Origin of the sequence: Rhodococcus sp. 21391 (genome assembly GCF_016772255.1) — a bacterium.
GTDB lineage: Bacteria > Actinomycetota > Actinomycetes > Mycobacteriales > Mycobacteriaceae > Rhodococcus_F > Rhodococcus_F opacus.
Map to the genome: position 1 here is coordinate 6,908,532 of NZ_CP063781.1, position 13,389 is coordinate 6,921,920.

Below are 13,389 nucleotides of genomic sequence, written 5' to 3' on the forward strand. Positions count from 1 at the left end.
CGTGCTTGGGCACGCTTCGCCGCTCACGTGTGGGTGAGGTGCCGGTCCTTCACCTTCCGGCCCACTGCCACGGACAGCAGCATCAGCAGTGCCGCCCCCACGAAGCAGGTGGCGTAGCCGAGGTGCGGGGCGAGGAGTGAGATGACGAACGGGACTGCGAAGCCGATGTAGATCAGGCAGTAGAACACCGCGACGGTCTGCGCGAGTTCGTCTGCCGGTGCCAATTTTTCGACGGACGCGAGACCGGAACCGAGCAGGATGCCGTAGCAGGATCCGAGGAGGAACGCCGCGACGACGATCGCGGCGACGGACAGCGCGCCGTCCGTGTATGCGACCACGGTCGCGGCGCCGAAGCCCAGCACTCCGAGGGCGATGCCGACCCGGACCCCGGAGGCGGCGTCGTCCTGCTGCGACCACCGTTTGGCCCACGGCTGGATGACCGCCCCGGTGATCAGGGTCAGCGCCGCGACGAGCCCGGTGAACGCCACCGACGTGGAGCGCAGCGACTCGGAGACGAGCGGCGGAAGGGTCGCGAACGACACGGTCGCCACACCGAACACCCACGGCGCCCAGGGGGCGATGCCCCACCGGAACTGGGGTGTCGCCAGCATCGACAGGGGTTTGGCGGTGAGGTCGGTGGCCCGGACCCGCACGTCGGGCACAGCCCACACCAGCGCCAGGGCACCGACCATCAACGCGATGTGCACCAGGTACGGGAGCAGTTCGGGGGCGGGGAGCCACTGCGCGATCACGCCGGCGAACAGGGCCCCGCAGCCGAATCCCGCGGACAACGACACGGCGGCGCGGCGTGCACCCGCCCCGGCGGGCGCGGTGGAGCTGAGTTCCTTCATCCAGGCGGTTCCGGCGCCGAACGCCATGCCGGAGGCGAGCCCGGCCAGCACCCGGCCCAGATAGAGCAGGTCGGGGACGGCGGCGCCCGCGATGAGCACGAGCGAGGAGACGATGCCGACGGGGATCATCGGGCGGATCACCGCGCGCCGGCCGAACCGGTCGGACACGCGGCCGAAGTACAGCAGGGCGGGCACCAGCCCGACGACGTACGACGCGAGCATCGCGGTGAAGGCGCCGTTTCCGAGACCGAGATGTTCGCGGTAGACGAGCTGCATCGGGGCGAACTGGTTGGCACCCCAGCTGACCGCGAACAGCGCGGCGGCGAGCGGACCCAGGGCGAGAGCATCACCTGATCCTCCCAGAGCCCGTAGCGCGGCGAAGTATCAACTCTTCACAGCTCGGGCGACGGTTTCCTGTGCACACTGGCCGTGTGCGGCGGGTTCGGGGATGTCTAGCGTCGACCCCTGAGCACGAGCCGAGGAGGACATGTGTGGGGTAGCGACGGCAGCTGGGTCGGCTCGGACGCGCAGACGATCGCCCGCGCGGTGACGAACCGGGAAGTCTCCGCGAGTCAGGTGCTCGACGACCACCTGGCGCATATCAAGGCCCGGAACCCGGAGCTGAACGCCGTCGTCACCGTCGCCGAGGATCAGGCGATCCGGGCCGCCGACGACCTCGACACCCGGATCGGCCGTGGGGAGGACGTCGGTCCGCTGGCCGGGGTCCCGTTCACCGTGAAGGACCTGATCGCGACCGCGGGTGTCCGGACGACGGCGGGGTCGCGCGCGCTCGAGCGCAACGTGCCTTCTGTCGACGCGCCCGCGGTGGCCGCGATGAGGACGGCCGGCGCGATTCTCGTCGGGAAGACGAACACCCCGGAGTTCGGGGCGAGCGGGCTCACCCACAACGACCTGTTCGGGTACACAGTGAATCCGCTCCGACCCGACGGTGTCGCCCGGTCCCCCGGCGGTTCGAGCGGCGGCGAGGCGGCGGCGGTCGCGTCCGGGATGAGCGTGGTCGGTCTCGGCACCGACTTCGGCGGCTCGGTGCGCTGGCCCGCCCACTGCACGGGGCTGCGCTCGGTGCGCCCGACGATCGGCCGGGTAGACCCCGACGGACAGTATCCCGGCGTCCCGTCGGGCGATCACCTGCTGACCAATCCGGCGACCATGCACGGCACGCTGCAGACGATCGGCCCGATGGCGCGGACGCTGGACGACGCGGCGCTGGTGCTGCGGGTGCTGTCGTCCCCGCAGTACCGCTGGACCGACCCGGGTTCGGTGGACCTCTCACGCCTCGACATCACGTGGGCGCCCGGTGAGGGCACCGTGCCCGTCGGCGAGGAGATCGCCGCGGTCGCTGCCGGTGCTGCCCGACATCTCGGTGCCCGCCCGTACGAGGGCGGGGCGCTGTCGGAGGGCAACGATCTGTTCGGCAGGTTGCGTGCGGTCGAAACCCACACCGACATCACCGAACTCGGCACAGACTTCGGAAACAACATCGCCACGATGCTCGCCGCCGCGCGGGACGTGGACCGGCGCCTGGTCGAGCGACTGTGGGCGCAGCGAGCGGAACTCGTGCACCGACTGCTCGGCGAGATGGGCGACGTCCTCGTCCTTCCCGTCGCCTCGATCCCGGCGCCGCCGCTCGGCGACGAAGTGTTCGACGTCGGTGGGCAGTCGCTCACGTGGTCTCAGGCCCTGGCGAGTTGCCGCGCGATCAGCGTGACGGGTCTGCCGTCCGTCGTCGTTCCGGTGGGAATCACCCGGTCCGGGTTGCCGATCGGCGTGCAGGTCGTCGCGCGGCCGTGGTGCGAGCACGTGGCGTTGGCCGTGGCCGCCCGGTTGTGAGGCGACCACGGCCGACGCGGGTGTCAGATCACCCGGTCGCGCCGGAGGCCCTCGATGTCTTCGTCGCTCAGCCCGAATTCACCGAGCACCTCGGCCGTGTCCTGCCCCAGCACCATCGGCGGCGCATTCCGGATCGGCAGGGTCTCGGCGTCCACCCAGAACGGACCCCGGACCAGTGGCACTTCACCGCCGTCCGGCGTGGTTACCGGCTGCACCATCTTCAGCGCCTGCACCTGGGGGTCGGCGAAGGCCTGATCGATCGTGTGGACGGGACCGCAGGGGATGCCCGCCGCGCGAATCGACGTCACCCATTCGGCGGCCGGCCGCACCGACAGCAGTTCGAGAAGTTCCTTGGTGAGCCGATCGCGGTGTGCGAGTCGTGATTGGCCGGTGCGGTATTCGGGGCGGTCGGCGAGTTCGGGATCCCCGAGAACCTGGCACAGCGACACCCAGTGCCGGTCCGAGCCGGTCGCGATGATGATGGGGAAATCGGCCGTGGCGAACGTGCCGTACGGCGTGATGGTGGGATGTGTGTTTCCGTTCGGTTCCGCGACGCGTCCGGTGCTCAGGTAGTTCTGCGCCTGGAACGACATGATCGACAGGGCCGATTCGAGCAGCGACGTCTGCACGTGATGACCGGCGCCGTCATTGCCCCGGGACACGAGTGCCGCCGTGATGCCCAGCGCCGCATAGATACCGGACACCGTGTCGATGATCGGGACGCCGACGCGCATCGGCGTGTGGTCGCCGGCGCCGGTCACCGACATCAGACCCGACATGCCCTGCGCCACCTGATCGAGTCCCGGTGAGAACTGCTCGGGTCCGGTCGGGCCGAAACCGCTGACACTCATGACGATCACCCCGGGATTGTCCTCGGCGAGCGACTCCTGGTCGAGTCCCATGTCGGCGAGGACGCCGGGACGGAAATTCTCCACGATGACGTCCACGTCGACGGCCATGCGGCGCAGCAGTTTCCGGCCCTGCGCGCTGCGCATGTCGAGTGCGACGGAGCGTTTGCCGCGGTTGACGGACGCGAAGTACAGGCTGTCGTTGCCGTCGAACGGCGGCCACTGCCGGGAACTGTCGCCACCGGAACGGGTCTCGACCTTGATGATGTCGGCGCCGAAATCCGACAGCAGTGCCGTGCACAGCGGACCGGCGAGGGCCCGCGTGAGGTCGAGGACCCGGATCCCGCTGAGCAACTGATTCATGGTGGATCCTCGGTTCTCTGTGAAGGAAGGGGGACCGTCCGAGAATTGCGGAGACGCCGAACGATAGCGATGGCGAGAATGCACAAGCGGCCGCTGGGAATTTCGGCGCATTGTGTGCCGCGGCGGCCGGTCGTCGCCGGTTAGCGTGAGGTTCCCGACGAATCACCCGAGGAGTACGAGACGATGCGCGACATCCTGACGGGCTTGGAAGCGTGGTTCGACCGCGGCGAGAATTTCGTCCTCGCCACGGTGGTGCGCACCTGGAAGTCGTCTCCGCGGGCACCGGGTGCGGCGATGGCCGTGTCGGAATCCGGTGAGGTGCTCGGAAGTGTGTCCGGTGGGTGTGTCGAGAGCGCGCTGTACGAGACGGCGCGGGACGTGCTGGCCGACGGGCGCAGCCGGACGGAAGTGTTCTGCGTGGCGGACGACGACGCGATCGGTGTCGGTCTGACGTGCGGCGGCACCATCGAGGTGTTCGTTCAGCGCATCGGGAGCAGCGACTTCCCGGACTTCGCGGACGTGGCGCGAAGGATCCGTGGTGGTGAGTCGATCGCCGTCGTGACGGAGACCGGTGACGGTTCACGGACCCGGCGCAGCGTGATCACCGGGGACGCACTCGCGGGCGACCTCGACCTGCCCGAGACCGGTGTCGAGGATGTTCGCCGTCGTCTCGACGCCGGTGAGTCGCTGGTGTATCAACTGCAGTCCGAGACGGTGTGCATGGTCGAGATCTTCGCGCCCCCACCGCGGATGTACATCTTCGGGGCCATCGACTTCGCCGCGGCCATGTGCTCGCTGGGCGCATTCGCCGGCTACCACGTCACGGTGATCGACGCCCGCGCCGTGTTCGCGACGCGCGCCCGGTTCCCGGACGCCGACGACGTCGTCGTGATGTGGCCGCACCGGTTCCTCGAGACCGCGCCGGTCGACCACCGGACGGTCCTCGCGGTGCTCACCCACGACGAGAAATTCGACATCCCGCTGCTGGGCCTGGCCCTCCGATCGGACGCCGCGTACATCGGAGCGATGGGCAGCCGGGCCACGCACGAACGCCGGGTCTCCTTGCTGCGCGAACAGGGAACCACCGCGGCGGAGCTGGCGCGGCTGCATTCACCGATCGGCCTCGACCTGGGTGCCCGCACCCCGGAGGAGACCGCGGTGTCGATCCTCGCCGAGATGATGAAGACGACCCGGGGCACGTCGGGGCGGGGGCTCCAGCAGCTGAGCGGTCCGATTCACCGTGATGCGCCGGCCGGGACCGGCCAGCCGCTCGAGTGCACCGCGTGACCATCGTTTGACGGGTATTCGGGTCGCGACTTAAGGTCACACTTTCGCGCCGTCCGGGGCGAGTGTCGTATCAGGTGAGCAGGGTGTTGCAGTGACGACGAGGGATGTCGGTAGTTCCGCTCCCGGGTTCCGCGCAGCCGCCGACACCGGCGACGGGCCTGGTCCGGGCGTTGCGCCGCAATCGTTCGCCGACGTGCTGGTGTCCGATCTCCTCGTCTCCCCGACCCTGGTCGCCGGCGCGACCGGCACCTCGCGTGAGGTGTCGAACGTCGCCGTGATGGCGGTGCCGGACATCGGACCGTGGCTCCGGACCGGACAGTTGCTGCTCACCACGTCTGCGGTTCTCGGCCGGCTGGTCGAGCCGATCGACGCGTTTCTCGCCCGGCTCGACAGGCGGGGCGTCTCCGGGCTCGCCGTCCGGCTCGACGACCCCACCGCGACGCTGCCGGCCGAGATGTCCGACGCGGCCGACGAACTCGGGCTTTCCGTCGTCGTGGTCGCGGACCTGTACTCGCAGGCACACCCGCTGGCGGGTGCGCTCGCGGAGTTGTCGGCCCGGCAGGTCGACGCCGTGTTCGAGGCGGACCGGTTGCGGAGAGTGCTCGTCGACGTCGTGATGGCCGGCGGTGGATTCGCCGAACTCGCCGTCGCCGTCCACGGTGAACTGGGCGGGGCCGTGCTGATCACGACACCCGACGGACGTCAGCTGTGCCGCGCCGGGGACGAGTCCGAGCTGAACCGGCTGGCGTCGAGTGCGGCGCTCGACTCCACCGGCCGGGTCCGCACCGATTCGACGGAGGGCGGGCTCGGCCTGCACCGGCTGGGTGACGAGTTCATCGCGGTGTCAGCGATTTCGGCCAACGGCATCGATCACGGGCGGTTGGTGCACTTCAGCACCGGGCACCCGCTGCGCAGCGAAGACCTGTATCTCGTCGAGCAGGCTGCGGCGGTGTGCGCCCTGGTGGTCGCCCGCGAACTCGTCGTGTCCTCGGTGGAGGAGAAGCACCGCGCGAACTTCGTGCGGGACCTGCTGCTCGGCCGCGGCGGCGAACACGAGCACGTGGTCGCGCACGCCAAGACGTTCGGCTGGGACCTGGACCGTCCCGTGGTCGTCGTGGTGATCGAACCCGATCCGGTCGGTGAGGACGAGCCGTCGATGCCCACCCGGATGCCGCTTGTCGAGCGACAGGCGCGGGCATTCACGAGCGCCGTCGCTGGCCGGGACACGGGCGCCGCCGTCACCGCACTGGCGACGGAGACGGTGATCCTGATGGGTGTCGGCACCGACACGATGAACCTCGTCCACGAACTGGTCGCGTACGTGCGCGGCGACGGCGGCGGTGGGCGCAGGCCCTTCGGGGTGGGGGTGTCCCGGCGGACGGATTCGGTGGACGGCATCCCGGCCCTCTACGGCCAGGCCCGGACCGCGCTGAAGGTGGGACGGCAGATCACCGGCGCCTGGGCAGTGACGCATTTCGACGACCTCGGCGTCTACCGGCTGCTGAGCCTCGTCGAGGACGACCGGGAACTCGAGTCGTTCGCCTCCGAGACCCTCCGCGAACTGACCGCCGACACACCCGAGGCGCAGGACATGCGGCGCACCCTCGAGGTGCTGCTCGCCACCAACATCAACATCGCCGAAACCGCACGTCAACTCCACTTTCACTACAACACCCTGCGGTACCGGGTGGTGAAGCTGGAGAAGATGCTCGGGTCGTTCACCGATCATCCGGAATTGCGCCTCGACCTGTCGCTCGCCCTCAAGATCATGGCGATGCGCGGCATCAATTCCTAAAGTTGCCAATTTCGCCGGGCACGCACTGGCAGATTCTTCTCACGCCGGGTGGCTGACGCTGTAATAACGTTTCCCTCCTATCGAGGTGCAACTGTGACATGCGGCACATCATCGAAGCTGGCCGCCGGCACCCCTGCACCGTCACCTGTCTGAAAGGTCCCCCTATGCCTATCTGGACACTGCACGGAGATGGCAAGACCATCGCGCCCGGGGAGGTCGTGGCTCCGAGCGAACGGCTCAGCTGGGGTCGCACGATCGGGCTCGGCGGCCAGCACGTGGTCTCGATGTTCGGGGCCACGTTCGTCTTCCCGATCATCATGGGTCTCAATCCTCAACTGGCCGTAATGTTGTCGGGTTTCTGCACCCTCTTCTTCCTGCTGGTCGTCAAGGGTCGGATTCCCAGCTACCTGGGGACGTCGGCCGCGTTCGTCGGCGGCATCGCCGCCATCCGCGCACAGGGCGGCACCTCCGCGCAGGTGACCGGGGCGATCCTGGTGTCGGGTCTCGTGCTCGCCGGGATCGGCGTGCTGATCCACTTCCTCGGCGGCGGGGTGGTGTTCAAGATCCTGCCGCCCGTGGTCACCGGCGCCGTCGTCATGTTGATCGGGTTCAACCTGGCCCCGGTCGTGGCCGGAACGTACTGGCCGCAGGACCAGTGGGTCGCGTTGACGGTGATGGTGGTGCTGGTGGTGGCGAGCGTCGCGCTCCGCGGATTCCTCGGGCGGGTCGCGATCTTCCTGACGCTGCTCTTCGGATACGTGCTGTCGTGGGTGCTCGACCTGACGACCGGCATGATCATGTCGTACGACCCGGTCGCCGGCGGGGTCACCGAACACTTCCGGGTCAACTGGGACAGCGTCTCCTCGGCGTCGTGGATCGGGCTGCCGCCGTTCTCCGACGAGGCGAACGGCATCGTCGGCATCCACGCGCCGTCGTTCAGTCTCACGTTCATCGTCCTCGTGCTGCCCGGTGTGATCGCCCTGATCGCGGAGAACGCCGGACACGTCAAGGCCGTCGCCGAGATCACCAAGACCGACCTCGACCCGATGATGGGACGCGCCCTGATCGGCGACGGCCTGGCCACCACCATCGCGACCAGCGTCGGCGGATCCCCGACGACCACGTACGCCGAGAACATCGGCGTCATGGCCGCGACGAAGGTGTATTCGACGGCTGCGTACGCCGCGGCAGGCGTCATTGCGATGCTGCTGGGCTTCTCCCCCAAGTTCGGTGCCGTCATCTCCGCGACCCCCGGCGGTGTGCTCGGCGGAATCACGGTGGTGCTCTACGGGATCATCGGCCTGCTCGGCGCGAAGATCTGGAAGGAGAACGGCGTCGACTTCGGCAACCCGCTCAACCTGATGCCCATCGCCGCCGGCCTGATCATCGCGATCGGTGACACGGAGCTGACGTTCACGGACAGCTTCTCCCTCAGCGGCATCGCGCTCGGCACGATCGTGGTGATCGGGATGTACCACCTGTGCCGCGTCATCGCCCCGAAAGACGCCGACGACGTGGGGGCAGGCGGTCACACCCCGAAGCCGACCGCGGACGACGGAACGGCCCCGGATCGGGTCGGTCAGCTCACGTGATCTGCCATCGGTGGGACGTGAGTTTTGTCACTAGTTCACGAAACGTCGAGCGTACGATACGGGCAGGATCTGAGGAATGAAACCGTCGCCACTGATTTATCACCGACCTCGGTCGATCGACGAGGCCTGTCAGATCCTCGCGGACGTGGCTCACGAGGGAAAGGTGCTCGCGGGCGGGCAGTCGCTGATCCCGTTGCTGTCCATGCGGCTGGCCGCGCCGGCGCACCTCGTCGACATCGGATCCATCCCCCGGCTGGACGCGGTGTCGTCGTCACATGAGCTCGGTGTCACGTTCGACGCACTGACCACCCACTCGGTGCTCGAGGCCGACCGCGGTGCCGCGCAGGTGCAGCCGCTGATCGGCCGCGGGCTGCGTCTCGTCGCACACCCGACAATCCGCAACCGCGGCACGACGGTCGGCTCGATCGTCCACGCCGACCCGTCCGCCGAGATGCCGGCCGTGCTCGCGCTGCTCGGTGGCTCGGTCAGCGTGCGTTCGGTGCGCGGGGTCCGGGAGATCCGCTCGACCGACCTGTTCGCCGGGCCGCTCGAAACCACGCTCGAGGCGGACGAGATCGCCACGAGCGTCACCGTCCCGGCCGCCGAGCCCGGTGTCGGGACGGCGATCGACGAGATCGCCCGCAGGCACGGCGACTACGCGCTCGTCGGGGTCGCGGCGCAGGTGCGGGTCGAAGGCGGTGCGGTCGCGGAGGCCCGGATGACGTACGTGTCGGCCGGCGAACTCGGTGAGGTCGTCGACTACACGGATGTGCTGCGGGGTGCGTCCGCGACGGACGACCGGGACCCGTTGTGGCGGACTCTGTCCGAGTTCGCGCGGGAGCGGATCGACACCGAGCCCGACATTCACGCCACCGCGCGGTACCGGTCGCAGCTGGTGGCGGCGCTGACCGCCCGGGTCGGGTTCGCGGCCGCGCAGGATGCAGTGCTCGACGGTGCCGCCGTGCACGCGTCGGCGGGAGGAAGGTGACCATGGCAAAGGCAACGGGCAGCATCGACGAGCAACTCGCCGAACTGCAGGAGGAGACGGGCGAACAGCACGTCGCGGTGACGTTCACGCTCAACGCGGTGACGCAGACGGTGGTGCTGCCGTCGCGCACGCTCGCGTCCGACGCGATCCGGCACCATCTGCGCCAGACGGGGACACACGTCGGCTGCGAGCACGGGGTCTGCGGCGCATGCACCGTGCTGCTCGACGGCAAACCCGTGCGGTCCTGTCTGGTGCTCGCGGCGAGCCTCGAGGGCAGGGCGGTCACCACCGTCGAGGGTCTCGTCGAGCCCGACGGCACCCTGCATCCGGTGCAGCAGGCGTTCATCGACTGCCACGGCCTGCAATGCGGATTCTGCACTCCCGGCTTCGTCACCACCATCGCCGCGTTCCTCGAGGAGAACGACTCGCCCACCCGCGAGGAGGCCACCGACGCGATCGCGGGAAACCTCTGCCGGTGCACCGGATACCAGAACATCAGGGCGGCCGTGCTGCGTGCCGCGGAGATCAAGCGCGAACGTTCGGGCGAGTTCCCGCTCGGCCAGGACGACGAGTCGTCGCGGGCCTCACTCGATCCGAAGGTCCGCGGCACGACCAACCCGGTCGGTGGAAGGGCAGGGCGAGCATGAGCGTCACGAAACCCCGCACCGAGCCCGCGCCCACCAAGGGTGCCGACGCGCCCGCCGCGTCGGAGAAGTTGTTCGGCAAGCCGATTCCCCGCACGGAGGACGCCCGGCTCCTGTCCGGCAACGGCCGCTACCTCGACGATCTGGGCCACAACGCGCTCATCGCCGCGTTCGTCCGGTCACCGCACGCGCATGCCCGCATCACGGGGATCGACATCGACGCCGCGCTCGATCTGCCCGGTGTGCACGCGATCTACACGTACGACGACCTCGTGGACGACTCCCCGGAGATGGCGGAGAACCTGCCCCTCCTGATCCCGCACCCGGCGATCACCGCCCCGCGCAACGGTTATCCGCTCGCCAAGGACGAGGTCAACCATGTCGGTGAGGCGATCGCGATGGTGGTCGCCGACAACCGGTACATCGCCGAGGACGCGTGCGCCAAGATCGACGTCACGTACGAGATGCTCCCACCGGTCGTGGGCATCGACGTGGCGCGGCAGGCGGACAACGCGGTGCACGCGGACGTCCCCGACAACGTCGCGGCGCACCTGCAGCACGGATTCGGCGACGTGGACGCGGAACTGGCGAACGCACCGCACCGGCTGACCCTGAACCTCGAGATCGAGCGGTCGGCGTCGATGCCGATGGAGGGCAAGGGCGTCTACGCGCGCTGGGACACCGACGAGCAGGCGCTCACGTTCTGGACGTCCACGCAGACGTCCACGTCGGCCCGCGCGGCGATCGCGGCACGACTGAAGATGGCGCACAACAAGGTCCACTGCATCGCACCCGACGTCGGTGGCGGCTTCGGAGTCAAGATCGTGCACCCGTGGCCGGAGGAGGTCATGGTCACCTGGGCCGCGCGGCGGCTCGGGACGGCGGGCATCTCGAGCGAGGTCAAATGGGTCGAGGACCGGCGCGAGCACTTCGTGTCGAGCGCACACGAGCGCGGCCAGATCCAGGAAGTGACGGTCGGATTCGACGACGACGGCACACTCCTCGCGTTCGACTTCACGTTCTGGCACGACAACGGCGCCTACCTGCCGTACGGCATCATCGTCATGCTGAACACGTCGACGCAGGTGCTCGGGCCGTACAAGCCGAAATCGTTCCGGGTGGACGCGTACTCGCTGTACACGAACACGGTCATCGTCACGCCCTACCGCGGCGCCGGCCGCCCGCAGGCCGTGTTCGCGATGGAACGGGCGATGGACGCGATCGCGAAATATCTCGGCAAGGACGTCATCGAGGTCCGCGAACACAACTTCATCCGGCCCGAGGAGATGCCGTACGACTTCCACCTCACGTTCCAGGACGGCCGCCCGCTGATCTACGACACGGGCAACTACCAGGCCGGGATCGACAAGCTGAAGAAGCTCATCGACTGGGACGGGTTCGCCGAGTACAAGAAGCAGGCGAAGGCGGAAGGCCGGGCCGTGGGCATCGGGATCGGCGCCTACGTGGAGGGCACCGGGCCGGGACCGTACGAGGGTGCCCACGTTCTCGTCGAGACGTCCGGAAAGGTCAAGGCCGCAACGGGTCTGACCACCCAGGGTCAGGGCCATCAGACGGCGTTCGCGCAGATCGTCGCGGACGATCTCGGCGTGCCGGTCACCGACGTGGAGATCGTCACCGGCGACACCCGCCGATTCGGCTATGCCGTCGGAACGTTCGCGTCCCGCGGCGCCGTGATGTCGGGTTCGGCGTTCCACGTGGCCGCGCAGATGGTGGCGGAGAAGGCCCGCACGATCGCCGGTGAGGCGCTGAACCTCGATCCCGCCGAACTGGAACTGCGCGGTGGGCACGTGTGCAAGATCGGCACGCTGCCCGGCGCCGAGGGCACGTCCATCTCGCTGGGTGTGGTCGCCGTGCTGTCGAACCCGCTGCGCTACGCGTTCGACGACGCGTCGAGGCAGGCCACCGGATTCGCGAAAGCCGACACGGACATGACGATTCCGCCGGTCCGGGAGGGTGAACAACCCGGGCTCGAGGCAACCGGCTACTACTCGCCGCCGACGTCGACGTTCGCATCCGGCGTGCACGCGGCGATCGTCGAAACCGACCCGGTGACGGCGGAGATCCACGTGCGGCGGTACGCCGTGATCCACGACTGCGGCAACGTCATCAACCCGCGGATCGTCGAGGGCCAGGTCATGGGCGCCGTCGCGCAGGGTGTCGGCGGCGCGCTGTACGAGAAGATCGTCTACGACGAGCACGGCCAGATGCTCAACGCGTCGTACATGGATTTCCTGATGCCGTTCGTCACCGAGATGCCCGACTCGCTCGAGATGGACCACACCGTCACCCCGTCCGGCCTCAATCCCCTCGGGATGAAGGGCGCAGGCGAGGCGGGCGTGATCCCGACGTCCGCCGTCATCGCGGCAGCGATCGAGGACGCCGAAGGCATCCCGATCACCTCCATGCCGATATCCCCGTCAGAGTTGTTCGAGCTTCGCCTCGCGCACGCGTCGTCACAGAGCAAGGAGAACGAATGAGAATCGCCGGCACCGCCCTACTGACGGCCCCACCGGAGGCCGTGTACGACAACCTGCAGGACGGACGGGTCCTCGCGGCGACCATCCCCGGGGTGCAGGCCCTCGAGCAGCTCAGCGACAACCATTACAAGTTGTCCATCACGGCGGGTGTCGCGTCCATCAAGGGCACCTATGACGGCGAAGTGATTCTGTCGCAACAGAATCGGCCCGAGTCGTTCGTGATGACGGCGTCGGGAGCCGGTGCCCCCGGCACCGTCAAGGCCGACGTGACGGTGCGGCTCGAGGAACGCGACGGCGGCACCCTGCTCAGCTACGACGCGGACGCCGTCGTCGGCGGCATGGTCGGCGGCGTCGGGCAGCGGATGATCACCGGCGTCGCGAAGAAGATGGCCGGGGTGTTCTTCAAGGGCATCGACGGCGTGATCGCCAACGGGATCCCGGCGGCCGAGGTCGCGGCGGCGCCGGGCGAGGTTCCGGCGGTCGCCGGCGTCGCGGGGGCGGCCCCGGTTCCCGCGGCAGCCGCAGCGCGGGTGCGGGTGCCCGAGGGTACTTCCACGGCAACCGTTCTCGCGTCGGCCGCACTCGGCGCGGGCATAGCCCTCGCCGGTGTTCTCGTCGGCGGCATCCTCGTGCGGGGCACCTGCTCGAAGTAGCGCCGCGAACACCTCGTCA

Annotated in this window: 9 protein-coding genes and 1 pseudogene; 8 read left to right on the forward strand and 2 right to left on the reverse strand. The window is 68.8% G+C overall.

Going from position 1 to position 13,389, the window contains the following annotated elements:
• Positions 1-23 precede the first annotated feature (23 nt).
• Positions 24-1,198: pseudogene (locus GO592_RS32040) on the reverse strand (MFS transporter).
• Positions 1,199-1,340: 142 nt separating this feature from the next.
• On the opposite strand from GO592_RS32040, the gene GO592_RS32045 reads away from it, so the two are divergent.
• Complete coding sequence (locus GO592_RS32045; RefSeq protein ID WP_202715016.1) at positions 1,341-2,702, forward strand: amidase; 1,362 nt, start codon at positions 1,341-1,343, stop codon at positions 2,700-2,702.
• A 23-nt stretch (positions 2,703-2,725) separates the two neighbouring features.
• Here GO592_RS32045 and GO592_RS32050 read toward each other — a convergent pair whose 3' ends face one another.
• Positions 2,726-3,913 carry a CaiB/BaiF CoA transferase family protein gene (locus GO592_RS32050; RefSeq protein WP_202715017.1) on the reverse strand — a complete coding sequence of 396 codons (1,188 nt, stop codon included), beginning with the start codon at positions 3,911-3,913 and terminating at the stop codon, positions 2,726-2,728.
• Between the two features lie 183 nt (positions 3,914-4,096).
• Between GO592_RS32050 and GO592_RS32055 the strand changes: the two genes are divergently transcribed.
• From GO592_RS32055 to GO592_RS32085, 7 genes are all read left to right on the forward strand, one after another.
• The gene (locus GO592_RS32055) at positions 4,097-5,200 is read left to right on the forward strand and encodes an XdhC family protein (RefSeq protein WP_202715018.1); all 1,104 of its coding nucleotides are present in this window, start codon (positions 4,097-4,099) and stop codon (positions 5,198-5,200) included.
• A 91-nt stretch (positions 5,201-5,291) separates the two neighbouring features.
• Positions 5,292-6,995 (forward strand): PucR family transcriptional regulator, encoded by a 1,704-nt coding sequence (locus tag GO592_RS32060; protein WP_202715019.1) that lies wholly within the window; start codon positions 5,292-5,294, stop codon positions 6,993-6,995.
• Between the two features lie 164 nt (positions 6,996-7,159).
• Complete coding sequence (locus tag GO592_RS32065; RefSeq protein ID WP_202715020.1) at positions 7,160-8,587, forward strand: uracil-xanthine permease family protein; 1,428 nt, start codon at positions 7,160-7,162, stop codon at positions 8,585-8,587.
• A gap of 76 nt (positions 8,588-8,663) precedes the next feature.
• The gene (locus GO592_RS32070) at positions 8,664-9,575 is read left to right on the forward strand and encodes an FAD binding domain-containing protein (protein ID WP_202715021.1); all 912 of its coding nucleotides are present in this window, start codon (positions 8,664-8,666) and stop codon (positions 9,573-9,575) included.
• A gap of 2 nt (positions 9,576-9,577) precedes the next feature.
• The gene (locus GO592_RS32075) at positions 9,578-10,222 is read left to right on the forward strand and encodes a (2Fe-2S)-binding protein (RefSeq protein WP_037203495.1); all 645 of its coding nucleotides are present in this window, start codon (positions 9,578-9,580) and stop codon (positions 10,220-10,222) included.
• Positions 10,219-12,717 carry an aerobic carbon-monoxide dehydrogenase large subunit gene (gene cutA / locus GO592_RS32080; protein WP_120660116.1) on the forward strand — a complete coding sequence of 833 codons (2,499 nt, stop codon included), beginning with the start codon at positions 10,219-10,221 and terminating at the stop codon, positions 12,715-12,717. The genes GO592_RS32075 and cutA overlap by 4 nt, the downstream gene beginning before the upstream one ends.
• Positions 12,714-13,370 carry an SRPBCC family protein gene (locus tag GO592_RS32085; RefSeq protein WP_005256040.1) on the forward strand — a complete coding sequence of 219 codons (657 nt, stop codon included), beginning with the start codon at positions 12,714-12,716 and terminating at the stop codon, positions 13,368-13,370. The genes cutA and GO592_RS32085 overlap by 4 nt, the downstream gene beginning before the upstream one ends.
• The last annotated feature ends 19 nt before the right edge of the window (positions 13,371-13,389 follow it).

Bases quoted from the DNA above. Each gene is read 5' to 3' on its own strand.
- GO592_RS32050 (WP_202715017.1), bottom strand. From the start codon at position 3,913: ATGAATCAGTTGCTCAGCGGGATCCGGGTCCTCGACCTCACGCGGGCC.
- GO592_RS32055 (WP_202715018.1), top strand. From the start codon at position 4,097: ATGCGCGACATCCTGACGGGCTTGGAAGCGTGGTTCGACCGCGGCGAG.
- GO592_RS32065 (WP_202715020.1), top strand. From the start codon at position 7,160: ATGCCTATCTGGACACTGCACGGAGATGGCAAGACCATCGCGCCCGGG.
- GO592_RS32070 (WP_202715021.1), top strand. From the start codon at position 8,664: ATGAAACCGTCGCCACTGATTTATCACCGACCTCGGTCGATCGACGAG.
- GO592_RS32075 (WP_037203495.1), top strand. From the start codon at position 9,578: ATGGCAAAGGCAACGGGCAGCATCGACGAGCAACTCGCCGAACTGCAG.
- cutA (WP_120660116.1), top strand. From the start codon at position 10,219: ATGAGCGTCACGAAACCCCGCACCGAGCCCGCGCCCACCAAGGGTGCC.
- GO592_RS32085 (WP_005256040.1), top strand. From the start codon at position 12,714: ATGAGAATCGCCGGCACCGCCCTACTGACGGCCCCACCGGAGGCCGTG.